This window comes from Maritimibacter dapengensis, assembly GCF_019218265.1.
GTDB lineage: Bacteria > Pseudomonadota > Alphaproteobacteria > Rhodobacterales > Rhodobacteraceae > Maritimibacter > Maritimibacter dapengensis.
On record NZ_JAHUZE010000004.1, the window covers coordinates 236,758 to 257,789 of the forward strand.

The 21,032-nt window shown below is 61.5% G+C and carries 21 protein-coding genes; 17 read left to right on the forward strand and 4 right to left on the reverse strand.

Features of this window, described 5'->3' with window-relative positions:
• Positions 1 to 5 precede the first annotated feature (5 nt).
• The 16 genes from rpoC (at position 6) to KJP28_RS16465 (ending at position 18,101) form a co-directional block, all read left to right on the forward strand.
• On the forward strand, positions 6 to 4,253 hold the full coding sequence (gene rpoC / locus KJP28_RS16390; protein ID WP_218393711.1) for a DNA-directed RNA polymerase subunit beta': 4,248 nt from the start codon (positions 6 to 8) through the stop codon (positions 4,251 to 4,253).
• Positions 4,254 to 4,406: 153 nt separating this feature from the next.
• The gene (locus KJP28_RS16395; RefSeq protein WP_218393712.1) at positions 4,407 to 5,426 is read left to right on the forward strand and encodes a TRAP transporter substrate-binding protein; all 1,020 of its coding nucleotides are present in this window, start codon (positions 4,407 to 4,409) and stop codon (positions 5,424 to 5,426) included.
• 65 nt (positions 5,427 to 5,491) lie between these two features.
• Entirely contained in the window at positions 5,492 to 6,040 is a 549-nt protein-coding gene (locus KJP28_RS16400) for a TRAP transporter small permease (protein WP_218393713.1), read from the forward strand.
• On the forward strand, positions 6,037 to 7,329 hold the full coding sequence (locus tag KJP28_RS16405) for a TRAP transporter large permease (protein WP_218393714.1): 1,293 nt from the start codon (positions 6,037 to 6,039) through the stop codon (positions 7,327 to 7,329). Before KJP28_RS16400 ends, KJP28_RS16405 begins: the two co-directional genes overlap by 4 nt.
• Positions 7,329 to 7,808 carry a MarR family winged helix-turn-helix transcriptional regulator gene (locus KJP28_RS16410; RefSeq protein ID WP_218393715.1) on the forward strand — a complete coding sequence of 160 codons (480 nt, stop codon included), beginning with the start codon at positions 7,329 to 7,331 and terminating at the stop codon, positions 7,806 to 7,808. The genes KJP28_RS16405 and KJP28_RS16410 overlap by 1 nt, the downstream gene beginning before the upstream one ends.
• On the forward strand, positions 7,805 to 9,619 hold the full coding sequence (locus KJP28_RS16415; RefSeq protein WP_218393716.1) for an AMP-binding protein: 1,815 nt from the start codon (positions 7,805 to 7,807) through the stop codon (positions 9,617 to 9,619). The genes KJP28_RS16410 and KJP28_RS16415 overlap by 4 nt, the downstream gene beginning before the upstream one ends.
• Positions 9,616 to 10,422, forward strand: coding sequence for an enoyl-CoA hydratase/isomerase family protein (locus tag KJP28_RS16420; protein WP_218393717.1), 807 nt, complete (start codon positions 9,616 to 9,618; stop codon positions 10,420 to 10,422). The genes KJP28_RS16415 and KJP28_RS16420 overlap by 4 nt, the downstream gene beginning before the upstream one ends.
• 51 nt (positions 10,423 to 10,473) lie before the next feature.
• On the forward strand, positions 10,474 to 11,331 hold the full coding sequence (locus KJP28_RS16425) for a glycosyltransferase (protein ID WP_218393718.1): 858 nt from the start codon (positions 10,474 to 10,476) through the stop codon (positions 11,329 to 11,331).
• Positions 11,332 to 11,661: 330 nt separating this feature from the next.
• Complete coding sequence (rpsL, locus tag KJP28_RS16430; RefSeq protein WP_150446916.1) at positions 11,662 to 12,033, forward strand: 30S ribosomal protein S12; 372 nt, start codon at positions 11,662 to 11,664, stop codon at positions 12,031 to 12,033.
• A 12-nt stretch (positions 12,034 to 12,045) separates the two neighbouring features.
• Positions 12,046 to 12,516 (forward strand): 30S ribosomal protein S7, encoded by a 471-nt coding sequence (gene rpsG, locus KJP28_RS16435; protein WP_218393719.1) that lies wholly within the window; start codon positions 12,046 to 12,048, stop codon positions 12,514 to 12,516.
• Between the two features lie 23 nt (positions 12,517 to 12,539).
• Positions 12,540 to 14,663, forward strand: a complete 2,124-nt coding sequence (gene fusA / locus KJP28_RS16440; protein ID WP_218393720.1) for an elongation factor G — start codon at positions 12,540 to 12,542, stop codon at positions 14,661 to 14,663.
• An 83-nt stretch (positions 14,664 to 14,746) separates the two neighbouring features.
• A complete protein-coding gene (gene tuf, locus KJP28_RS16445; protein WP_218393693.1) occupies positions 14,747 to 15,922 on the forward strand; it encodes an elongation factor Tu in 1,176 nt (391 codons plus the stop codon).
• A gap of 80 nt (positions 15,923 to 16,002) precedes the next feature.
• The gene (rpsJ, locus tag KJP28_RS16450; protein WP_044028221.1) at positions 16,003 to 16,311 is read left to right on the forward strand and encodes a 30S ribosomal protein S10; all 309 of its coding nucleotides are present in this window, start codon (positions 16,003 to 16,005) and stop codon (positions 16,309 to 16,311) included.
• A 13-nt stretch (positions 16,312 to 16,324) separates the two neighbouring features.
• Positions 16,325 to 17,194 (forward strand): 50S ribosomal protein L3, encoded by an 870-nt coding sequence (gene rplC / locus KJP28_RS16455; RefSeq protein WP_218394024.1) that lies wholly within the window; start codon positions 16,325 to 16,327, stop codon positions 17,192 to 17,194.
• The gene (gene rplD / locus KJP28_RS16460; protein ID WP_218393721.1) at positions 17,191 to 17,808 is read left to right on the forward strand and encodes a 50S ribosomal protein L4; all 618 of its coding nucleotides are present in this window, start codon (positions 17,191 to 17,193) and stop codon (positions 17,806 to 17,808) included. Before rplC ends, rplD begins: the two co-directional genes overlap by 4 nt.
• Complete coding sequence (locus KJP28_RS16465) at positions 17,805 to 18,101, forward strand: 50S ribosomal protein L23 (protein WP_218393722.1); 297 nt, start codon at positions 17,805 to 17,807, stop codon at positions 18,099 to 18,101. Before rplD ends, KJP28_RS16465 begins: the two co-directional genes overlap by 4 nt.
• A gap of 76 nt (positions 18,102 to 18,177) precedes the next feature.
• Here KJP28_RS16465 and KJP28_RS16470 read toward each other — a convergent pair whose 3' ends face one another.
• The 3 genes from KJP28_RS16470 to KJP28_RS16480 are packed head-to-tail and all read right to left on the reverse strand — an operon-like array spanning position 18,178 to position 19,452.
• On the reverse strand, positions 18,178 to 18,600 hold the full coding sequence (locus KJP28_RS16470) for an SRPBCC domain-containing protein (RefSeq protein ID WP_218393723.1): 423 nt from the start codon (positions 18,598 to 18,600) through the stop codon (positions 18,178 to 18,180).
• Positions 18,601 to 18,611: 11 nt separating this feature from the next.
• Positions 18,612 to 19,115 carry an SRPBCC family protein gene (locus KJP28_RS16475; RefSeq protein ID WP_218393724.1) on the reverse strand — a complete coding sequence of 168 codons (504 nt, stop codon included), beginning with the start codon at positions 19,113 to 19,115 and terminating at the stop codon, positions 18,612 to 18,614.
• Positions 19,105 to 19,452 carry an ArsR/SmtB family transcription factor gene (locus tag KJP28_RS16480; RefSeq protein WP_218393725.1) on the reverse strand — a complete coding sequence of 116 codons (348 nt, stop codon included), beginning with the start codon at positions 19,450 to 19,452 and terminating at the stop codon, positions 19,105 to 19,107. Before KJP28_RS16480 ends, KJP28_RS16475 begins: the two co-directional genes overlap by 11 nt.
• A gap of 236 nt (positions 19,453 to 19,688) precedes the next feature.
• On the opposite strand from KJP28_RS16480, the gene KJP28_RS16485 reads away from it, so the two are divergent.
• Positions 19,689 to 20,435, forward strand: coding sequence for a L,D-transpeptidase (locus KJP28_RS16485; protein ID WP_218393726.1), 747 nt, complete (start codon positions 19,689 to 19,691; stop codon positions 20,433 to 20,435).
• Positions 20,436 to 20,537: 102 nt separating this feature from the next.
• Here the strand turns inward: KJP28_RS16485 and KJP28_RS16490 are convergent, their stop codons facing one another.
• Complete coding sequence (locus tag KJP28_RS16490) at positions 20,538 to 20,825, reverse strand: hypothetical protein (protein ID WP_218393727.1); 288 nt, start codon at positions 20,823 to 20,825, stop codon at positions 20,538 to 20,540.
• Positions 20,826 to 21,032: the final 207 nt, after the last annotated feature.

The window sequence follows — 21,032 nt, forward strand, 5'->3', positions numbered from 1 at the left end:
TCAAAATGAACCAGGAACTGACAACCAACCCGTTCAACCCGCTGGCCAGCCAGAAGATCTTTGACGAGATTAAGGTTTCGCTCGCGTCGCCGGAGCGGATCCTCTCGTGGTCCTACGGGGAAATCAAGAAGCCGGAGACCATCAACTACCGGACGTTCAAGCCCGAGCGTGACGGTCTGTTCTGCGCCCGTATCTTCGGGCCGATCAAGGACTACGAATGTCTCTGCGGCAAATACAAGCGCATGAAGTATCGCGGCGTCGTCTGCGAGAAATGCGGGGTCGAAGTGACGCTCCAGAAGGTGCGCCGCGAGCGTATGGGCCACATCGAGCTGGCCGCGCCCGTCGCCCACATCTGGTTCCTGAAGTCGCTGCCCAGCCGCATCGGTCTCATGCTCGACATGACGCTGCGCGACCTCGAGCGTATCCTCTATTTCGAGAACTACGTGGTGATCGAACCGGGTCTGACGGACCTCGAATACGGTCAGCTCATGACCGAAGAAGAGTTCATGGACGCCCAGGACACCTACGGCATGGACGCGTTCACCGCGAACATCGGTGCCGAAGCGATCCGTGAAATGCTTTCGATGATCGACCTCGAAGCCGAGGCCGAACAGCTTCGTGCGGACCTCGCCGAAGCCACGGGCGAGTTGAAGCCGAAGAAGATCATCAAGCGTCTCAAGGTCGTGGAAAGCTTCATCGAATCCGGCAACCGCCCGGAATGGATGATCCTGACCGTGATCCCCGTGATCCCGCCCGAGCTGCGCCCGCTGGTGCCGCTCGACGGTGGCCGCTTTGCGACCTCGGATCTCAACGACCTCTACCGTCGTGTGATCAACCGGAACAACCGTCTGAAGCGCCTCATCGAGCTGCGTGCGCCGGACATCATCGTGCGCAACGAAAAGCGGATGCTGCAAGAGTCGGTCGACGCTCTCTTTGACAACGGTCGTCGCGGCCGCGTCATCACCGGCGCCAACAAACGTCCGCTGAAGTCGCTGTCCGACATGCTTAAAGGCAAGCAGGGCCGCTTCCGCCAGAACCTTCTGGGGAAACGTGTCGACTTCTCGGGTCGTTCGGTGATCGTGACCGGGCCGGAGCTCAAGCTGCACCAGTGTGGTCTTCCCAAGAAGATGGCGTTGGAGCTGTTCAAGCCGTTCATTTACTCGCGGCTTGAGGCGAAGGGGCTGTCCTCGACCGTGAAGCAGGCGAAGAAACTGGTCGAAAAAGAGCGCCCCGAAGTGTGGGATATCCTCGACGAGGTGATCCGCGAACACCCGGTCATGCTGAACCGTGCGCCCACGCTGCACCGTCTCGGTATTCAGGCGTTCGAACCCACGCTGATCGAAGGCAAGGCCATTCAGCTTCACCCGCTCGTCTGTTCGGCGTTCAACGCCGACTTCGACGGTGACCAGATGGCCGTTCACGTGCCGCTCTCGCTGGAAGCCCAGCTCGAAGCCCGTGTGCTCATGATGTCGACCAACAACGTGCTGTCGCCTGCCAACGGCGCGCCGATCATCGTGCCGTCGCAGGATATGATCCTCGGCCTCTACTACATCACGATGGAGCGCTCCGGCATGAAGGGCGAAGGCATGGTCTTTGCCGATGTCGAAGAAGTCCAGCACGCTCTGGATGCGGGTGCGGTGCATCTGCACACCAAGATCCAGGCGCGCATCAAGCAGATCGACGAAACTGGTCAGGAAGTGTTCCAACGCTTCGAAACCACGCCGGGTCGCGTGCTGCTCGGCGCGCTTCTGCCGCTGAACGCCAAGGCGCCGTTCGAGCTGGTCAACCGTCTCCTTCGCAAGAAAGAGGTGCAGCAGGTCATCGACACCGTCTACCGCTACTGCGGTCAGAAAGAATCCGTGATCTTCTGTGACCAGATCATGTCGATGGGCTTCAAGGAAGCGTTCAAGGCGGGCATTTCCTTCGGCAAGGACGACATGGTCATCCCGGACAACAAGTGGACGATCGTCGATGGCGTGCGCGAGCAGGTCAAAGAGTTCGAACAGCAGTACATGGACGGCCTCATCACCCTTGGCGAGAAATACAACAAGGTGGTCGATGCATGGTCTAAGTGTTCGGATCAGGTCGCCGATGCGATGATGGGCGAAATCTCGGCAGTGCGCGTGGATGACGCGGGCGCCGAAATGGAGCCCAACTCGGTCTACATGATGTCGCACTCCGGTGCCCGTGGTTCGCCAGCGCAGATGAAGCAGCTTGGCGGGATGCGTGGCCTGATGGCCAAGCCGTCGGGCGAGATCATCGAAACGCCGATCATCTCCAACTTCAAAGAGGGTCTGACGGTGCTCGAGTACTTCAACTCGACCCACGGCGCTCGTAAGGGTCTGGCCGATACGGCGCTGAAGACCGCGAACTCGGGTTACCTGACCCGTCGTCTCGTGGACGTGGCGCAGGATTGCATCGTGCGCGAAATTGACTGTGGCACGGAAAATGCGATCACCGCCGAAGCTGCCGTCAACGACGGTGAAGTCGTGGCGACGCTGGGCGAGCGCGTGCTTGGCCGTGTCGCGGCCGACGACGTGGTCGATCCGGCCACCGGCGACGTGATCGTGGCCAAGAACGAGCTGATCGACGAACGCAAGGCGGATGCCATCGAAGAGGCGGGTCTCGCCTCGATCCGGATGCGCAGCCCGCTGACCTGTGAAGCGGACGAGGGCGTCTGTGCCAACTGCTACGGTCGCGACCTGGCACGCGGCACGAAGGTGAACGTCGGCGAAGCCGTCGGTATCATCGCGGCGCAGTCGATCGGTGAACCGGGCACGCAGCTGACGATGCGGACCTTCCACATCGGCGGTATCGCCCAAGGTGGTCAGCAGTCGTTCCAGGAAGCCGGTCAGGAAGGCACGATCGAATTCCGCAACCCGAACACGCTCAAGAACGCCGCTGGCGAGCTCATCATCATGGGCCGCAACATGCAGGTGGCGATCATCGACGAGAACGGTGTTGAACGTGCGGCCTACAAGCCGGGTTACGGCTCGAAGCTCTTCGTCGAGGACGGTCAGAAGATCGCCCGCGGCGACAAGTTGTTCGAGTGGGACCCCTATACGCTTCCGATCATCGCCGAAGCCGATGCCACCGCGAAGTTCGTGGACCTCGTCACGGGTATCTCCGTGCGCGACGAGACGGACGATGCGACCGGCATGACGCAGAAGATCGTGACCGACTGGCGTGCCGCCCCGAAAGGGTCGGACCTCAAGCCTGAAATCATCCTTGTGGGTGAAGACGGCGAGCCGGTGCGCAACGATCAGGGCAACCCGATCACCTACCCGATGTCGGTGGACGCGATTCTGTCCGTCGAAGAAGGGTCGGAGGTCAAGGCCGGTGACGTGGTCGCGCGTATCCCGCGTGAGGGTGCGAAGACGAAGGACATCACCGGTGGTCTGCCGCGTGTCGCCGAACTCTTCGAAGCGCGTCGTCCGAAAGATCACGCGATCATCGCCGAAGTCGATGGTTACGTGCGCTTTGGCCGGGACTACAAGAACAAGCGCCGCATCACGATCGAGCCGTCGGATGAAAGCCTGGAGCCCGTGGAATACATGGTGCCGAAGGGTAAGCACATCCCGGTCGGCGAGGGCGACTTCATCCAGAAGGGCGAGTACCTGATGGACGGTAACCCCGCGCCGCACGACATCCTCGCGATCATGGGTGTGGAGGCTCTGGCCGACTACATGATCAACGAAGTGCAGGACGTGTACCGACTGCAGGGCGTGAAGATTAACGACAAGCACATCGAGGTGATCGTTCGCCAGATGCTGCAAAAGTGGGAGATCATGGATTCGGGCGAGACCACGCTGCTCAAGGGTGAGCATGTGGACAAAGCCGAGTTCGATGCCGCGAACGAGAAGGCAGTTGCCGATAATCGTCGTCCTGCTTCGGGCCAGCCGATCCTGCTCGGGATCACCAAGGCGTCGCTGCAAACCCGCAGCTTCATCTCGGCGGCTTCGTTCCAGGAAACCACGCGCGTGCTTACCGAGGCCTCCGTGCAGGGCAAGCGCGACAAGCTCGTGGGCCTCAAGGAGAACGTCATCGTGGGCCGCTTGATCCCGGCCGGCACCGGCGGGGCGACCATGAAAACCCGCCACATCGCGCAGGAACGGGACCGCAAGGTCATCGATCAGGCGCGGGCCGAGGCGGAAGCTGCGGCGGCGCTGGCCGCTCCGGCGGAAGAGGTCGATCCGTTCGCCCAGAGCGGTCTTGTCGAAACCCCGGAAGCGGGCGACGACGAGCAGCCGTAAGGCACATCGCGAAACGCATGTTGAAGCCCCGCCGGATCGGCGGGGCTTTTTCGTTTGCGGCGGTGCGGCGTATTCTTTCCTTGATTCATCGATATTGTTTGATATCCATCAATATTGAAACTCGCACCAACGCGGGTTCGCAGGGAGGAAATCATGAAACGCACTACCGTTGCGCTTGGCGCAATCCTGACCGCTATGGTCCCCGCAACCCTCACCGCGCAGGAGGTCACGCTCCGCCTGTCGCATTGGATCCCGCCGACCATCTCGCCCGCGACCAAAGGGGTCGACCCTTGGGCTGCATCCGTCATGGAAGCCTCGGAAGGACGCATCGAGATCCAGATCTTCCCGGCCCAGCAGCTTGGCCGCGCACCCGACCATTACGACATGGCAAAGGATGGCATCGTCGATCTGTCCTGGGTGAACCCCGGTTACACCGCAGGGCGGTTCCCGATCTACGCCGCCACCGAGCTTCCGTTCATGGTCGAGGATTCCATCGAGGGCGCGAAGGCGATCCACGAATGGTACATGGAATATGGGGCCGAGCAGGAAATGAGCGACGTCAAGGTCTGCTTCATTCACCCGCACGCCCCCGGCGCGCTCCACACGCAGGAAACCGTGACCGGGCCCGATGGCGTCTCCGGCAAGAACGTGCGCCCGGCGCACGCGACCATGGCTCGTTTCGTGTCTTTGCTTGGCGGCGGCCCGGTGCAGGTCCCCGCACCGGAAGTACGTGAAGCGCTTTCGAAGGGTACGGCGGAAGCTGTCACCTTCCCCTGGGGGTCGATGTACGACTTCAACCTGACCGAGGAAGTGCCCGTACACCTCGACATGCCGTTTTACATCTCGGCGCAGGTCATGGTGATGAACAAAGCGTCTTATGATGGCCTGTCCGACGAGAACAAAGCCGTGATCGACGACCATTGCACGCCGGAATGGTCCGGTCGGGTCGCTGCGGGCTGGCACGAAGACGACATGGCTGCGAAGGACAAGCTGCTGGCCGATGACAGTCAGACGTTCAACACGCCGTCCGAGGACGAGGTCGCGGCATGGCGTGAAGCCGCTGCGCCCCTGACCGAAGAGTGGAAGGAGGCCGTGTCGGCGAAAGGTGGCGATGCCGATGCCATCCTGGACGCCTACAAGGCCAAGCTCGAAGAATACGGCGCGGCCTACTGAGCCAGCCGGTGTGATTCAAAACGCGAAGGGCGCCGGTCGCCCTTCGCAATCCACGAGGCACATTCATGCAGAACGATCGGACCCCGGCTGGCCATGCCATGCGCCGGGTCATTCTTTTCCTTGAACGGATCGCGGGCGCGCTCCTGGGATTGGTGACGATCCTGATCGTCGCCTCGGCCATCGGGCGCTATGGCTTCGCCCGCCCCTTGCCCGACGCTTTCGACGTATCGCGGCTTCTTCTGGGTGTCGCGATCGGTTGGGGGCTTGCAAGCCTTGGTTTCCATGGCACGCATATCAAGGTCGACCTGCTTGCGCATGGCGTGGGCCTTCGGATGCGCAGGTGGATGAACGCTTTTGCCTGGGTCGTGCTCGCCGCGTTCACGGGGCTCATGTGCTGGAAGATCTGGGGCAGGGTGAATTCGGCGATGTCAGGCGGCGATGCGACCATGGACCTGCGGCTTCCCCACTGGCCGTTCTTCCTCGCCATCTGGATCGGTCTCATGGCTGCGCTGTTCACGACGCTCGTGCGCCTGTGGCTCATCGCACGTCACGGCACGGATCTTGGTGAATTCGACGGTATAGACGAAGAGTTGCTCGAGGATCAGAAACTATGAGCAACGAACTGATCGCGGGCGGCGGATTCGTCCTTCTCTTTGCCCTGATGGCGGTTCGTGTGCCGATCGGTATCGCAATGGGTATCGTCGGCGTCGGCGGTTTCGCCGCTGTGGTCGGCTGGACGCCGGCCTTCAACCTGCTCGCGCAATCACCCATCTCGACGATCACGGATTTCAATCTCACGCTGATCCCGTTCTTCGTCCTGATGGGGGTGCTTGCCACCAATTCCGGTATGTCTTCCGAGTTGTTCCGGGCCGGGCGGGCCTGGCTCGGCGGGTTCCGTGGTGGTCTCGGGCTGGCCTCGGTCGGCGCGTGCGGCGGCTTTGCTGCAATCTGCGGTTCGTCCGTCGCGACCGCCGCGACCATGACCAAGATCGCCTATCCCGAAATGCGGCAGGCCGGTTATTCCGACAAGGCCGCGACCGGTATCATCGCGGCAGGCGGAACTTTGGGCATCCTGATCCCGCCTTCTGTCGTGCTCGCGATCTATGGCTTCATCACCGAGACGGATATCGGGCAGCTATTCATCGCGGGGATCGTTCCCGGCATCCTCGCCGTGCTCATGTATATGCTGACGGTTCGCTTTTGGTACGGGCGCACATTGCCCGCCGCAGAGCCGTTTCGACTTCGCGAGGCATTTGCCGCCCTGCGCGGCGTCTGGGCCGTGGGGCTTCTGTTCGTCGCGGTGATCCTTTCCATCTACTTCGGGATCGTGACCGCGACGGAAGCCGCGGCTGCCGGCGCGCTTCTCACCGCGATCATCGGGCTGGCCCGCCGCCGGCTGACCCTTGTCACGCTGCTGGACAGTCTTGTCGAGGCGCTCCGCACGTCGGTTGCAATCTACGTCGTGCTGATCGGGGCCACTCTCTTCGGCTATTTCCTTGCCATCACGCAGGTGCCGCAGGATCTGACACAATTCCTGACCGAACTTGGTGCGGGTCGCTATGGAACGCTCGCGCTCATCCTGCTTCTGTTCCTCATCATGGGCTGTTTCCTAGACGCGATGGCGATGATCATCCTGATGGTGCCGATCGTATTTCCCGTCATTACCCAACTCGGCTTCGATCCGATCTGGTTCGGAATCGTCGTCGTCATGACGGTGGAGCTTGGCCTCATCACGCCGCCGGTCGGGATGAATGTCTATGTCATCAATTCCATTGCCAGCCGCGTCAGCCTGCCGACGATCTTCCGCGGCGTGTTGCCGTTCGTCACGGTCGACATCCTGCGACTGATCCTTCTGATCGTGTTTCCGGCGTTGGTCCTGTTTCTCCCGGAAAGCATGAACTGATGGCTGATGAGATCATCCGCGACGTGGCCGCGTTGGTCGAACCGCCCAGCCTGCGCGATTCGGTTTCGTACCGAATCCGGCTCTTGCAGATCGCGGCCTACAAGTCGTTCGAGGCCAAGGTCGAGGGTTTCGGGTCCGCACCGCGGTATTTCGGTCTGCTCAAAATCGTAGAGGCGAATCCCGGCATCCCTCAATCGAGGTTGGCCGAAGCGATTTTTCTTGATCGCTCGTCGCTGGTTCCGATCCTCGACGCACTGAGCCGCGAGGGCTGGATCGAGCGCAGGCCGTCCGAGCAGGACCGCCGCGTGCGGCTCGTCCTGTTGGCGGAGGGTGCGGGCACGCGGCTTGGTGAGCTTGAGTTACAGGTCAAGGCGCATGAGGCGGCGATGGCCGAGGGGCTGTCTCGCGAAGACCGGGCCGAACTCCTGCGCCTGCTTGGACGGTTGGACGAGAACCTGCGGAAGGAATTCGGTCCATGATTGCGAAACTCACTGATATCGAGGCGCTGGAAGCCAAAGGGTTCGACGCCGCATATCCGCAGAAAAGCCCGTGGGACATTCTGCGTCATCAAGCCGAGACCCGGCCCGACAAAGTGGCGATACGTTACCTCGTCGACGCGTCCGATCCGGCGCGGGACGAGGTTGTGACTTATGGTGATTTCGCCCGCCGGATCATGGGCGCGGCGAAACTCTTTCGTGGGCTGGGCGTGACGCCGAATGCATCGGTCGCAATCCTGGCGCAGCACACGCCCTCTGCACAAACCGCGATTTGGGGCGCCCAGATTGCGGGGCGGGCCTGCCCGATCAATCCGATGCTGAAGCCGGACCATATCGCAGGGCTGCTCGACGCCGCGAATGCCAAGGTTGCGGTCATCATGGGTGTGAACGGCGAACTGGATTATTGGTCCGCGCTCGTTCCGGCGTTGCGCGAGGCAGGCGTGACCATTCCCTTACTTGCCTGCGATGCGGATGCCCAATCACCGGGTGCGGATGGCGTGTTCGAGGAGATGATCCAGACTGCGTCGGGTAAGGATGTTCAGCCGGAGGGCGACGAGACCGCTCTTGCTGCCTTCTATCACACCGGCGGCACGACCGGGGCGCCGAAGCTTGTTCAGCATATGCGGCTGAACGAGGCGCATGTCGCGCGGTCCTGCGCGATCATGCACGATCTGACAGAACGAGATGTCGTCGTGAACGGGTTTCCGCTTTTTCATGTAGCGGGTGCTTTTGTGTATGGCCTCTCGACCCTGTCTGCCGGAGGAACGCTTATCGTGCCGGGGCGTCTGGGCATGCGTAATGCGGCGTTCATGGGGTCGATCTGGCAGCAGGTCGAACGATATGGCGTGACGATCCTCGGCGTCGTGCCGACGATCCTCGCATCGCTGAAAGCCACGCCCATCGACGCGGACATATCATCGCTCAGGTGGCTTTTGACGGGTGGTTCGCCGCTCCCGACCGAATTGGCGGACGCGGTCGAAAAACACACATCTGTCCCCGTGCGCAACATCCTCGGGATGACGGAATGCGCCGGTGCGATCGCGGTCGAACCCGTGCATGGAACCCGCACGCCCATGTCCTGCGGCCTGCGGATGCCGTTCTCCGAAGTGGCCGTGTTCGGCGAGACCGAAGGCGATGCCGACCCGTCGAAACCGCTTGGGCCGGACGAGACCGGGATCATCGCATTGCGCGGTCCGAACGTGGCGGCAGGGTATTCGGACCCTGCGCGTAATATTGGAACGTTCCTCGATGGAGGGTGGCTGGTGTCTGGCGATTTGGGGATGATCGACAACGAAGGGAGGCTCTTCGTCACCGGGCGCAAGAAGGACGTCATTATTCGCGGTGCACACAACATCGACCCGCAGATGATCGAAGACGCCCTGCTGGCGCACCCCGACGTGCTCACCGCCGCCGCCGTTGGGATGCCAGATGCTTATGCAGGCGAGTTGCCGGTGGTGTTCGCCGAGATGCGACAGGGGAGCCAAGCGGGCGAGGCCGAACTGATTGATTTCCTGCGAGACCGGATCGAGGACCCGGTGGCGCTCCCCAAACGGATCGGCACGGTGGACGAAATGCCGCTGACTCCGGTCGGAAAGATATTCAAGCCGACCTTGCGCGCCGAAGCGATCCGCTGGGCTGTCGGGCAGGCGGCCGAGGCGCTTGGTGTCGAGGCAGAGATAGCGGTGGACGAAAAGCTCTCGACCCGCGTGATGGTGCCCGGCGAAAGCGTGGACGCGATGAAAGACAGGCTCGCCGGGATGCCGATCAAACTGAGCGTCGAGGCCCGCTCGTGAACGTGCTTCTATCGGAAACCGACGACGGCATTTGCACTCTGACACTCAATCGCCCCGAGCGGCACAACGCGCTGTCTCCTGAGTTGATCTGTCGCCTCGCCGACACTCTGGAGGCGATGGCGCGTGACGACGAGGTCAGGGTGTTGATCTTGACCGGGGCCGGGGGGGCGAGTTTCTGTTCCGGCGGCGACCTCGCGTTGACGCTTCCGTTGTTGACCGGCGCGCGCGCCCCCGAGACCGAGTGGGACCGACGCATCGCGGCGGATCGTGATATCGTTTTCCGGGCGTCGTTCAAGGGCTGGCATTTTCCCAAGCCGGTGATTGCGGCGATCAACGGCCATTGCCTAGCGGGCGGATTTGAAATGATGCTCGGCACGGATATCCGCATCGCGGCGGATCACGCGCAATTCGGGCTGCCGGAAGTGAGGCACGCCCTAATTCCTTTCGCCGGTGCTCTGCCCGCGCTTCCCCGGCAGGTTCCCGAGGCGCTGGCCATGGAAATGCTTCTTACCGGAGACACGGTTTCCGCCCAGCGTTTGCAGGACGCAGGGCTCGTCAACCGTGTCGTCGCCGCAGATCAGGTGCTCGCGGCGGCACATGAGGTGGCAGCCAGAATTGCCTCGAACGGACCTTTGGCTGTCGCAGAGGTGAAGCGGGCCGTGGCACTGGCTAGGGGCCGGTCGGTTGAAGAGGGCTGGCAGATCGAAACCGATGCGATGGACCGGGTCATGGCGAGCGAGGATGCTCAGGAAGGACCACGCGCGTTCATCGAACGCCGGAAGCCAGACTTTCGCGGACGTTGACGCGCACGAAACAGCTTTCGCCAAAATCTGTGGCTCTGTATGAGTCGCACCATGAGCGATATTCACGACAGCACCGCCGAAGGTCTTCAGGTCCTCGGGTTGTGCCGGTTTTCGGTTCCCACCAAGGATGCATTTCAGACAACTCAGCCGACACAGGCCGAGAAACGCGCGTTCCTCTACGATCCCGCGCGGCTGGACTATCGCTTCGCCTGGTTCGAGAACATGCTTCTGCCGTCCATCGCGGCGCAACGTGACAAGGCGTTCCGGCTTATCGTCATGATGGGGCATGATTTCCCGGAGCCGTGGCGGTCGCGCATGGAAGGTCACATCGCAGCGCATCCGCAACTGGTGGCGGAATACGTTCCGTATTCCTTTCATCGTCGCAGAGTCGGGATCGTGATGGCGAAGCATAGCGACCCGAAGGCGGACGCGATCGCACAGTTCCGGCTCGACGACGACGACGCGGTGGCGATCGACTTTGTCAGATCGCTGCGTTCGGACTACCTGGATCTGGAAAGCTATTTCCATCATCAGGAGCGTATGGCGCTGGAATACGGGCGCGGTATGGTCGTGCTGGATCGCGGCGACGGTGCGCTGGGGCTGCGGCCGGTCGTAACGCATTTCTGGTCCGCAGCTCTCGCCATCTTCACCAGACCGGGTGATGGTCATCACCTGCTCGAGAAAGCACATTACCACACGTGGCGCAGTATGCCTGCAGTGTCGAACACCGACGAGTTCATGTTCCTGCGCGGCGAGCACGGGACGAACGACAGCAAGACCGCGCTTCCCTTTCAACGGATCGAGATGGACCGCGAGGACGTGATCGAGACGCTGCGCCTGAGGTTCGAGGTCGATCTGGAGGCGCTTCGTCGGGCGGTCGTCGCGGCACGCGACCCGGCGTCGGTTTAAGGACAGCGTGCCGGCTCGGGCCCGACTTGGCCGGGGGTGGCCGGTACCGCGCAAAAATCATGGTGCGGCGTTGACAAGGGTGGCGACTCCCCATATACGGCGCGCACCCGGACCAAGGGGGCACTGTGTCCTCGGGTGTCCGATATCAAAACTGAAGTGGCCACGATCCGGGCGAACCGCGCCCCGATCCTCTGAGAAACCCACCGCGTCGCCCCGGCATATGGGGGCGGGTGCGGTATCGTGCGTTTTATGGACGCATAAGACGCAGTTGAGATGAACCGGGGCGCGCGCCCCACGAACATAGTGTTGCAACACGGGGAACGAAGCCCAATGCCAACGATCCAACAGCTGATCCGCAAGCCGCGGCAGCCGAAACGCCGGACCAACAAGTCCATGCACCTCGAGGGGAACCCGCAGAAGCGCGGCGTCTGCACGCGCGTCTACACGACGACCCCGAAGAAGCCGAACTCCGCTATGCGGAAAGTCGCCAAGGTCCGTCTGACCAATGGCTACGAAGTCATCAGCTACATCCCCGGTGAAAGCCACAACCTGCAGGAGCACTCCGTCGTGCTCATCCGTGGCGGCCGTGTGAAAGACCTTCCGGGTGTCCGTTACCACATCCTGCGTGGTGTGCTGGATACCCAGGGCGTCAAAGATCGTAAGCAGCGTCGTTCGAAATACGGCGCCAAGCGTCCGAAGTAAGGAGAGACTTGCATGTCCCGTCGTCACGCTGCTGAAAAGCGCGAAATCCTGCCTGACGCCAAGTACGGCGATAAGGTCCTGACCAAGTTCATGAACAACCTCATGATCGATGGCAAGAAATCGGCCGCTGAAAAGATCGTCTACAACGCGCTTACCCGCGTCGAAGACAAGGTCAAGCGCGCCCCGGTCGAGATCTTCCACGAAGCCCTCGACAACATCAAACCATCGGTCGAGGTCCGCTCGCGCCGTGTGGGTGGTGCCACCTACCAGGTTCCGGTCGAAGTGCGCCCCGAGCGTCGTGAAGCGCTCGCCATCCGCTGGCTCATCACCGCCTGCCGTGGCCGCAACGAAAACACGATGGAAGAACGCCTCGCCGGCGAGCTGCTCGACGCAGTCAACGGCCGCGGCACCGCCGTGAAGAAGCGCGAAGACACGCACAAGATGGCCGACGCGAACAAAGCGTTCAGCCACTACCGCTGGTAACCACTCTTACAAGGGCCCATATCATGGCACGCGTATATCCCCTCGAACGCTACCGCAACTTCGGCATCATGGCTCACATCGATGCCGGCAAGACCACCACGACGGAGCGCATCCTTTACTACACCGGCCGGTCGCACAAGATCGGTGAGGTGCATGACGGTGCCGCAACGATGGACTGGATGGAGCAGGAGCAGGAGCGGGGCATCACCATCACCTCGGCTGCGACCACGACCTTCTGGCAATGGCAGGAAGATCCGACCGCCGAAGGCACGGACGACACCAAGTTCCGCTACAACATCATCGACACCCCCGGCCACGTCGACTTCACCATCGAAGTCGAACGTTCGCTTGCCGTGCTCGACGGTGCCGTGGCGCTGCTCGACGGTAACGCCGGTGTCGAACCGCAGACCGAGACAGTGTGGCGTCAGGCCGACCGCTACAAGGTTCCGCGCCTCGTCTTCGTCAACAAGATGGACAAGATCGGTGCCGACTTCTTCAACTGTGTGGAGATGATCAAGGACCGCACTGGCGCGACGCCGGTTCCGGTGAACTTCCCGATCGGCGCCGAAGACGCGCTCGAAGGGATCGTCGACCTGATCACCATGGAAGAATGGGTCTGGCAAGGTGAAGATCTGGGTGCCTCCTGGGTCCGTCAGCCGATCCGCGACGACCTCAAGGCGACCGCTGACGAGTGGCGTTCCCACCTCATCGAGCACGCCGTCGAAATGGACGACGACGCGATGATGGAATACCTCGAAGGCAACGAGCCCGACATTCCGACCCTGCGCAAGCTGGTTCGCAAAGGCTGTCTCGATCTGAAATTCGTCCCCGTTCTTGGTGGTTCCGCGTTCAAGAACAAAGGCGTTCAGCCGCTGCTCAACGCCGTGGTCGACTTCCTGCCGAGCCCGCTCGACGTTGTCGATTACATGGGCTTCGCGCCGGACGACGAAACCGAAGAGCGCAACATCGCGCGTCGTGCCGACGACGAGATGCCGTTCTCGGCGCTGGCGTTCAAAATCATGAACGACCCGTTTGTCGGCTCGCTGACCTTTACCCGGATCTACTCGGGCGTCCTGAACAAGGGTGACAACATCACCAACTCGACCAAGGGCAAGAAAGAGCGCATCGGTCGTATGATGATGATGCACTCGAACGACCGTGAAGAGATCGAAGAGGCGTTTGCCGGTGACATCATCGCGCTGGCCGGTCTGAAAGAGACCACCACCGGTGACACGCTCTGTGCCACGAACGCGCAGGTCGTGCTTGAAACCATGACCTTCCCCGATCCGGTCATCGAAATCGCGGTCGAGCCGAAAACCAAGGCCGACCAGGAGAAGATGTCTCAAGGGCTTCAGCGTCTTGCTGCCGAAGATCCGTCGTTCCGCGTCGAAACCGACCTCGAGTCCGGTCAGACGATCATGAAGGGCATGGGCGAACTTCACCTCGACATCCTCGTCGATCGTCTCAAGCGCGAGTTCAAGGTCGAGGCCAACATCGGTGCGCCGCAGGTGGCCTATCGCGAAACGATCTCGCACGAGATCGAGCACACCTACACCCACAAGAAGCAGTCGGGTGGTTCAGGCCAGTTCGCCGAGGTGAAACTCATCATCACCCCGACCGAGCCGGGCGAAGGTTACTCGTTCGAAAGCCGCATCGTCGGTGGTTCGGTGCCGAAGGAATACGTTCCGGGCGTCGAAAAGGGCATCAACTCGGTCATGGACTCGGGTCCGCTCGCCGGCTTCCCGGTCATCGACTTCAAGGTCGCACTGGTCGACGGTAAGTTCCACGACGTGGACTCCTCGGTCCTCGCCTTCGAAATCGCCTCCCGCATGTGTATGCGTGAAGGCATGAAGAAGGCCGGCGCGAAGCTGCTCGAACCGATGATGAAGGTCGAAGTCGTGACGCCGGAAGAATACACCGGCGGCATCATCGGCGACCTCACCTCCCGTCGTGGGCAGGTGTCCGGTCAGGAACCGCGCGGCAACGCCGTCGCGATCGCCGCCTTCGTGCCGCTGGCCAACATGTTCGGCTACATCAACACGCTGCGCTCGATGTCCTCGGGTCGTGCGCAGTTCACGATGCAGTTCGACCATTACGAACCGGTGCCGTCGAACATCTCGGAAGAGATTCAGCAGCAATACGCATAAGCAGCGGTGCGGGGGTAACCCCGCACCCTACCACCCCGTAGGGTGCGTGAGGTCACGCACCGCCAAAGATAAAGGAGGCCATCATGGCTAAGGAAAAGTTTGAACGCTCCAAACCGCACGTGAACATCGGCACGATTGGTCACGTTGACCACGGCAAGACGACGCTGACGGCGGCGATCACGAAGTATTTCGGTGACTTCCAGGCATACGATCAGATCGACGGTGCGCCGGAAGAGAAAGCGCGCGGGATCACGATCTCGACGGCGCACGTGGAATACGAGACGGATGCGCGTCACTACGCCCACGTCGACTGCCCCGGCCACGCCGACTACGTGAAGAACATGATCACCGGCGCGGCGCAGATGGACGGCGGCATTCTGGTGGTGAACGCGGCCGACGGCCCGATGCCGCAGACCCGTGAGCACATCCTGCTCGCCCGTCAGGTCGGCGTTCCGGCGCTTGTCGTGTTCCTGAACAAGGTCGACCAGGTCGACGACGAGGAGCTTCTCGAGCTCGTCGAGATGGAAGTCCGCGAACTGCTCTCCGAGTACGAATTCCCGGGCGACGACATTCCGATCATCGCGGGCTCCGCTCTGGCCGCCATGAACGGCGAGAACCCGGAGATCGGCGAGAACAAGATCCGCGAACTGATGGCGGCTGTCGACGAATACATCCCGACGCCGGAACGCGCCGTGGACCAGCCGTTCCTGATGCCGATCGAAGACGTGTTCTCGATCTCGGGCCGCGGCACGGTTGTGACCGGTCGTGTCGAGCGTGGCGTGATCAACGTTGGCGACGAGCTTGAAATCGTCGGCATCAAGGACACGACGAAGACGACCTGCACGGGCGTCGAGATGTTCCGCAAGCTGCTCGACCGTGGTGAAGCCGGCGACAACATCGGCGCGCTTCTGCGTGGTATCGACCGCGACGCCGTCGAGCGGGGCCAGGTGCTCTGCAAGCCGGGTTCGGTGACGCCGCACACGAAGTTCGAGTGCGAGGTCTACATCCTGACGAAAGACGAAGGTGGCCGTCACACGCCGTTCTTCGCCAACTACCGTCCGCAGTTCTACTTCCGCACGACGGACGTGACCGGCACCGTGACGCTGCCCTCGGGCACCGAGATGGTGATGCCGGGCGACAACCTGAAGTTCGAAGTCGAGCTGATCGCCCCGATCGCGATGGAAGAAGGCCTCCGCTTCGCCATCCGCGAAGGCGGCCGCACCGTCGGCTCCGGCGTCGTGTCGAAAATCGTCGCTTAACAAACCTCCGGGTTCGAAGAGGGCCACCGGATGAGCCGGTGGTCCTCCTATCAACTCCAACGCCTTGAAAGGCTAAGAAAATGCAAAGCCAGAACATTCGCATTCGGCTGAAGGCTTTCGATTACCGCGTGCTGGACGCCAGCACGCAGGAAATCGTGAATACGGCCAAGCGCACCGGCGCCCAGGTCCGTGGGCCGATCCCGCTGCCGAACAAGATCGAGAAGTTCACGGTTCTCCGTGGGCCTCACGTTGACAAGAAATCCCGCGATCAGTTCGAGATCCGCACGCACAAGCGCCTGCTCGACATCGTGGACCCGACCCCGCAGACCGTGGACGCGCTGATGAAGCTCGACCTCGCTGCCGGCGTCGACGTGCAGATTTCGGTTTGAGGAGGGCATGACCATGATGCGCTCTGGCGTTATCGCGAAAAAAGTCGGCATGACCCGCCTCTTCCTGGAAGATGGCAGCCAGGTGCCGGTCACGGTGCTGCAACTCGACGGCCTTCAGGTCGTCGCGCAGCGCACCGCCGAGAACCACGGCTATACCGCCGTTCAACTCGGCACGGGCACGGCCAAGGCCAAGCGGACCTCGAAAGCCATGCGTGGCGTGTTCTCGGCAGCCAAGGTTGCCCCGAAGCGCAAGCTGGCCGAGTTCCGCGTGGACCCGGAAAACCTCATCGGCGTGGGTGAAGAGATCACTGCGAACCACTACTTCGAAGGTCAGTTCGTGGACGTCTCGGGCACCTCGATCGGTAAAGGTTTTGCCGGTGCCATGAAGCGGCACAACTTCGGTGGTCTGCGCGCCTCGCACGGTGTGTCGATTTCCCACCGTTCGCACGGCTCCACCGGTCAGTGTCAGGACCCGGGCCGCGTGTTCAAAGGCAAGAAGATGGCCGGTCACATGGGTGCTGCCCGTGTCACCACCCAGAACCTCCAGGTCGTGAAGACGGACGCGGATCGCGGCCTCATCATGATCAAAGGTGCCGTTCCCGGTGCCAAGGGCGGCTGGGTCACCATCAAGGACGCCGTGAAGAAGCCGTTCCCCGAGAACGCGATCCTTCCGGCAGCCCTGAAGTCCGCCGCCGAGGAAGCTGCGAAGGCCGCTGAAGAAGCTGCTGCCGCCGCCGCTGCCGAGGCTGAAGAAGAAGCCAAGCGTCTGGCCGAAGAGCAGGCCGCTCAGGAAGAAGCCGCTCTGAAAGAAGCCGAAGCCGAAATCGAAGCCGACAAAGGTGAAGATGGTGGCGACGCCGAGAAGAAGGATGGCGAGGAATGAAACTCGACGTGATCAAACTGGACGGCGGGAAGGCCGGGTCGGTCGAGCTGGACGAAGCCCTGTTCGGGCTCGAGCCGCGCGCCGACATCCTTCACCGTGTGGTCCGTTGGCAGCGCAACCGCGCCCAAGCCGGCACCCACAAGGTCAAGACCCGCTCGGAAACCAGCTACTCGACCAAGAAGATCTATCGCCAGAAGGGCACCGGCGGCGCACGCCACGGTGACCGTAACGCGCCGATCTTCCGCAAGGGTGGTATCTACAAGGGCCCGACCCCGCGTTCGCACGCTCATGACCTGCCGAAGAAATTCCGCAAACTGGGTCTGAAGCACGCGCTCTCGGCGAAGGCCAAGGAAGGCGCGATCGTCGTGATCGACACCGCTGAAGCCGATGGCAAGACCTCGGCGCTGGCCAAGCAGGTCAAGAACCTCGGCTGGAAGCGTGCACTGATCATCGACGGGGCCGAAGTGAACGAAAACTTCGCGAAGGCCGCTCGCAACATCGATGGTCTCGATGTTCTGCCGTCGGTTGGCGCCAACGTCTATGACATCCTCAAGCGCGACACGCTCGTGCTGACCAAAGCGGGTGTCGAAGCTCTGGAGGCTCGCCTGAAATGACCGATAAAGCTGCACTCTACGACGTGATCCGCAAGCCGATCATCACCGAGAAATCTACGATGGCCTCTGAGGCGAACGCCGTGGTTTTCGAAGTGGCCATCGACGCGAACAAGCCGCTCATCAAGGAAGCGGTGGAGACGCTCTTCGGTGTCAAGGTGAAGGCTGTGAACACGTCCGTCACCAAAGGCAAACAGAAGCGTTTCCGCGGTCAGCTCGGCCGCCGCGCAGACGTCAAAAAAGCTTATGTCACCCTCGAAGAGGGCAACACGATCGACGTGACCACCGGTCTCTGATCGTAACAAGACCTAAGAATTGAAAAGCCCCCCGGCGCAGGTCGGGGGGCTTTTCTCGTTTTCGGGGCGCGCGGGTTCAGGCCGCTTCGGCGTGTTTCTTGAAATTGTTCAAGATCGACTGCCAGCCGACACGCTGCATCTCTACATCGTTTTCGGTTTCTGCGTCGAAAACCGTTGTCACCTCGGTCTTGTTGTTGCCGATCGCTTCGAAACTCGTGGTAACGGCGCGTCCGTCTTCCATGACATAGGTGAAGCTCTTGCCCGGTGTCAGATCGGTGTAGGTCGCGACGAATTCGAAACCGAAGCTTTTGTCTTTCGCTTCCATGCGCGCGGTATAGGTGCCGCCAATCTCCATCTCGTTCGAGGCGGATGGGCAGCACCAGTCGTCCGATGCGAAGTTCCACTGCGTGATGTGATCGGGGTCGGTGTATTTTTCCCAAGCCGTTTCGATGGGCGCGTCGACGACGGCGTGGATGGTGATTTTTTCGGGAGTTGTCATGTCGTTCTCCTTCATTTGGTAAGCTCGGCGAGAACTTCGTCGAGGGTTTCGAGCGTAGATGTCAGGCCTTCCTTCATGCCCATATCAATCACCTTCTGAAGGTCATCGGGCGAGGCATATTGAATGACGGTTTCAACCATTGTGCCTTTGGACGTATCGCTGAACGTCACGTCCCAATCAGAGATGGGCATGTCGGTGTTCGGAGCACCTGTTTCATCCGAAAAAGCGTCAGTCGTCGCATAATGAGTCTTTGGCGTGATGCTGGTGTAATCCGTGCGGCCCCAGTAATGCGTGTCATCCTGGTCGACCATGGCGTAGTGCCAGTGTCCGCCCTCCTGAAACTCCATGCTCTTGGTCTTGGTGGACAGCGGCTTCGGTGCGAACCATCGTTCCAGCAATTCCGGCTTGGTATGGCAGTCCCACACTAGCTCGCGCCTCGCCGCGAATTCTCGGCGAATGGTCATCTTGGCCGTGGTCGTGTCTGCGATGAATTGAAATTCGGGATCAGGTTTCATCTTTTTTTCCTTGTTCGAGGGTTCTCAACAATTCGTCGAGCCCCGCATAGCGCCCTTGCCAAAACGCCCGTTGCTCTTCGAACCAACGCTCGGCGGCAGTGAGAGTTTCCGGCTGGATCCGGCAGGTCCGGGTCCGACCATGTTTTTCCGATACGACCAGGCCGGCATCCTGCAACACGCCAAGGTGCTTCATGAACGCCGGGAGGCCCATGTCGAAGGGGCGGGCCAGATCGCTGACCGAGGCTTCGCCTTGCACCAGCCTTTGGACCACCGCACGTCGTGTCGGGTCGCCAAGCGCGTGGAAGACGGCGTCGAGTTCGGGACTTTTGTTTTCCATGTGGTGAAGTATCAGGTGAGTCGGATACTTCTGTCAATGGTGAAGTATTGAGCGTGTGGTTTCGGCCGGTCGGTCACACGCAGGTCATCGCGCGGGCTGTGTTCACGAGTGAGAGAGATGGAACCACCTGATATGGCACAAATAGCTCACTGTGCGCGTTGTCGCCTTACGTTGGCTTGATTGGACAAGCCTGCTCGCCGAAACTAACGCCTTCAGATTCGAAGAAAGATGCTGCCATGTTGACCCGCCGCCATTTCCTCATCACCACGACGGCGCTTTTCTCTGCGCCGATTGCGACCGCTCAGGACGCTGAAGATGAAACCGCAGTGGAGGCACCCGTTGGAACTCTCTCCGAGACGGACGCGGCGGAAGCGCCCGCTCCAACACCGCCGCGTCCGACCTCGAATCCGTCGAACTGGAACAGTTGGGATGCGCGTGTGACGCCAGCCAATTACGATCCTGCCACGTCGAACCCCTGGGGTCTGCCGTCGCGGTTCCTGCCCAAACGGGTCGAAGCCAATCCGGGCCTCACACCGGGCGATATTCATGTGGATGCTATCGCGCGGTATCTCTACCACATTCAGGGCGACGGGACCGCGATGCGTTATGGCGTGGCGATCGCCAAGGGAAATCTTTACGAGCCGGGTGTCTACCGCATCGGGCGAAAGGCGAAATGGCCGACATGGACCCCGACCGCCGCGATGGTGCGGCGCGACCCCGGCACGTACAAACGCCATAAGAACGGGATGAACGGTGGGCCGTCGAACCCGCTCGGGTCACGCGCATTCTATCTCTACACGGGCAATCGCGATACATACCTGCGCATCCACGGCTCGCCCGCGCCGCGTTCGATCGGGGGACGCGCCAGCTCTGGCTGCGTGCGCATGGTGATGGCACATATCATCGACCTCTATCCGAACGTCGCCGTTGGTTCGACCGCACATCTGCATCCGCCGGAAGATATGATCGCGGCGCGGTCGTAGTCGAGCGGACGCGGCGCCATGACCGGAAAAGGAAAAGCCCCGGCGAGATCCGGGGCTTTTCTCATGGTTCAAGACGATTGCGGTTACCGCTCGGTGAAGCGCTCAATTTGCTTCGGTCACGCTTGCCATCGACGACGTGCAGATCGGACGACCGTCGGCCGTGCGCAACGGAAGGTAGGTGCTTTCGACCGGGCCTCGGTGGAGATATACGTAGCAGCCTGTCGCCTCATCCACGCGCGCGGACGACAGGTTCTGGTATGGCGCCGCCATCGCCGCGATGTTTTCCGGCACGGTCGTCGAACTGGTCCCCGAGGGCGCAGGCGCCATGGTCGCGTCGCAGGCCGCGAGGGTGAGGGGCAGGGCGGCGAGCAAGAACAACGGTCTGGTCATATGGGTCTCCTATGCGTTGGAGGCAGGATGGGGTAAGAAACGGCAGAAGGCCAGCCGATAGCGAAGCCGGCTTGCAGCGCCGGCACGCCTGCAAATAAACGCCTTTGCCCTAGACTCACCACCGCATCCCCGCTATAGACGCGCAATCTTCGGCCTCGGATTCGTTCCGGGGCCGGTGATTTTTGGAATTCGGGCACCTTCGGGGGC

What these genes read in the sequence shown, in the direction of transcription:
- rpoC (WP_218393711.1), top strand. Translation starts at nt 6, where the DNA reads ATGAACCAGGAACTGACAACCAACCCGTTCAACCCGCTGGCCAGCCAG.
- KJP28_RS16395 (WP_218393712.1), top strand. Translation starts at nt 4,407, where the DNA reads ATGAAACGCACTACCGTTGCGCTTGGCGCAATCCTGACCGCTATGGTC.
- KJP28_RS16400 (WP_218393713.1), top strand. Translation starts at nt 5,492, where the DNA reads ATGCAGAACGATCGGACCCCGGCTGGCCATGCCATGCGCCGGGTCATT.
- KJP28_RS16405 (WP_218393714.1), top strand. Translation starts at nt 6,037, where the DNA reads ATGAGCAACGAACTGATCGCGGGCGGCGGATTCGTCCTTCTCTTTGCC.
- KJP28_RS16410 (WP_218393715.1), top strand. Translation starts at nt 7,329, where the DNA reads ATGGCTGATGAGATCATCCGCGACGTGGCCGCGTTGGTCGAACCGCCC.
- KJP28_RS16415 (WP_218393716.1), top strand. Translation starts at nt 7,805, where the DNA reads ATGATTGCGAAACTCACTGATATCGAGGCGCTGGAAGCCAAAGGGTTC.
- KJP28_RS16425 (WP_218393718.1), top strand. Translation starts at nt 10,474, where the DNA reads ATGAGCGATATTCACGACAGCACCGCCGAAGGTCTTCAGGTCCTCGGG.
- rpsL (WP_150446916.1), top strand. Translation starts at nt 11,662, where the DNA reads ATGCCAACGATCCAACAGCTGATCCGCAAGCCGCGGCAGCCGAAACGC.
- rpsG (WP_218393719.1), top strand. Translation starts at nt 12,046, where the DNA reads ATGTCCCGTCGTCACGCTGCTGAAAAGCGCGAAATCCTGCCTGACGCC.
- fusA (WP_218393720.1), top strand. Translation starts at nt 12,540, where the DNA reads ATGGCACGCGTATATCCCCTCGAACGCTACCGCAACTTCGGCATCATG.
- tuf (WP_218393693.1), top strand. Translation starts at nt 14,747, where the DNA reads ATGGCTAAGGAAAAGTTTGAACGCTCCAAACCGCACGTGAACATCGGC.
- rpsJ (WP_044028221.1), top strand. Translation starts at nt 16,003, where the DNA reads ATGCAAAGCCAGAACATTCGCATTCGGCTGAAGGCTTTCGATTACCGC.
- rplC (WP_218394024.1), top strand. Translation starts at nt 16,325, where the DNA reads ATGATGCGCTCTGGCGTTATCGCGAAAAAAGTCGGCATGACCCGCCTC.
- rplD (WP_218393721.1), top strand. Translation starts at nt 17,191, where the DNA reads ATGAAACTCGACGTGATCAAACTGGACGGCGGGAAGGCCGGGTCGGTC.
- KJP28_RS16465 (WP_218393722.1), top strand. Translation starts at nt 17,805, where the DNA reads ATGACCGATAAAGCTGCACTCTACGACGTGATCCGCAAGCCGATCATC.
- KJP28_RS16470 (WP_218393723.1), bottom strand. Translation starts at nt 18,600, where the DNA reads ATGACAACTCCCGAAAAAATCACCATCCACGCCGTCGTCGACGCGCCC.
- KJP28_RS16475 (WP_218393724.1), bottom strand. Translation starts at nt 19,115, where the DNA reads ATGAAACCTGATCCCGAATTTCAATTCATCGCAGACACGACCACGGCC.
- KJP28_RS16480 (WP_218393725.1), bottom strand. Translation starts at nt 19,452, where the DNA reads ATGGAAAACAAAAGTCCCGAACTCGACGCCGTCTTCCACGCGCTTGGC.
- KJP28_RS16485 (WP_218393726.1), top strand. Translation starts at nt 19,689, where the DNA reads ATGTTGACCCGCCGCCATTTCCTCATCACCACGACGGCGCTTTTCTCT.
- KJP28_RS16490 (WP_218393727.1), bottom strand. Translation starts at nt 20,825, where the DNA reads ATGACCAGACCGTTGTTCTTGCTCGCCGCCCTGCCCCTCACCCTCGCG.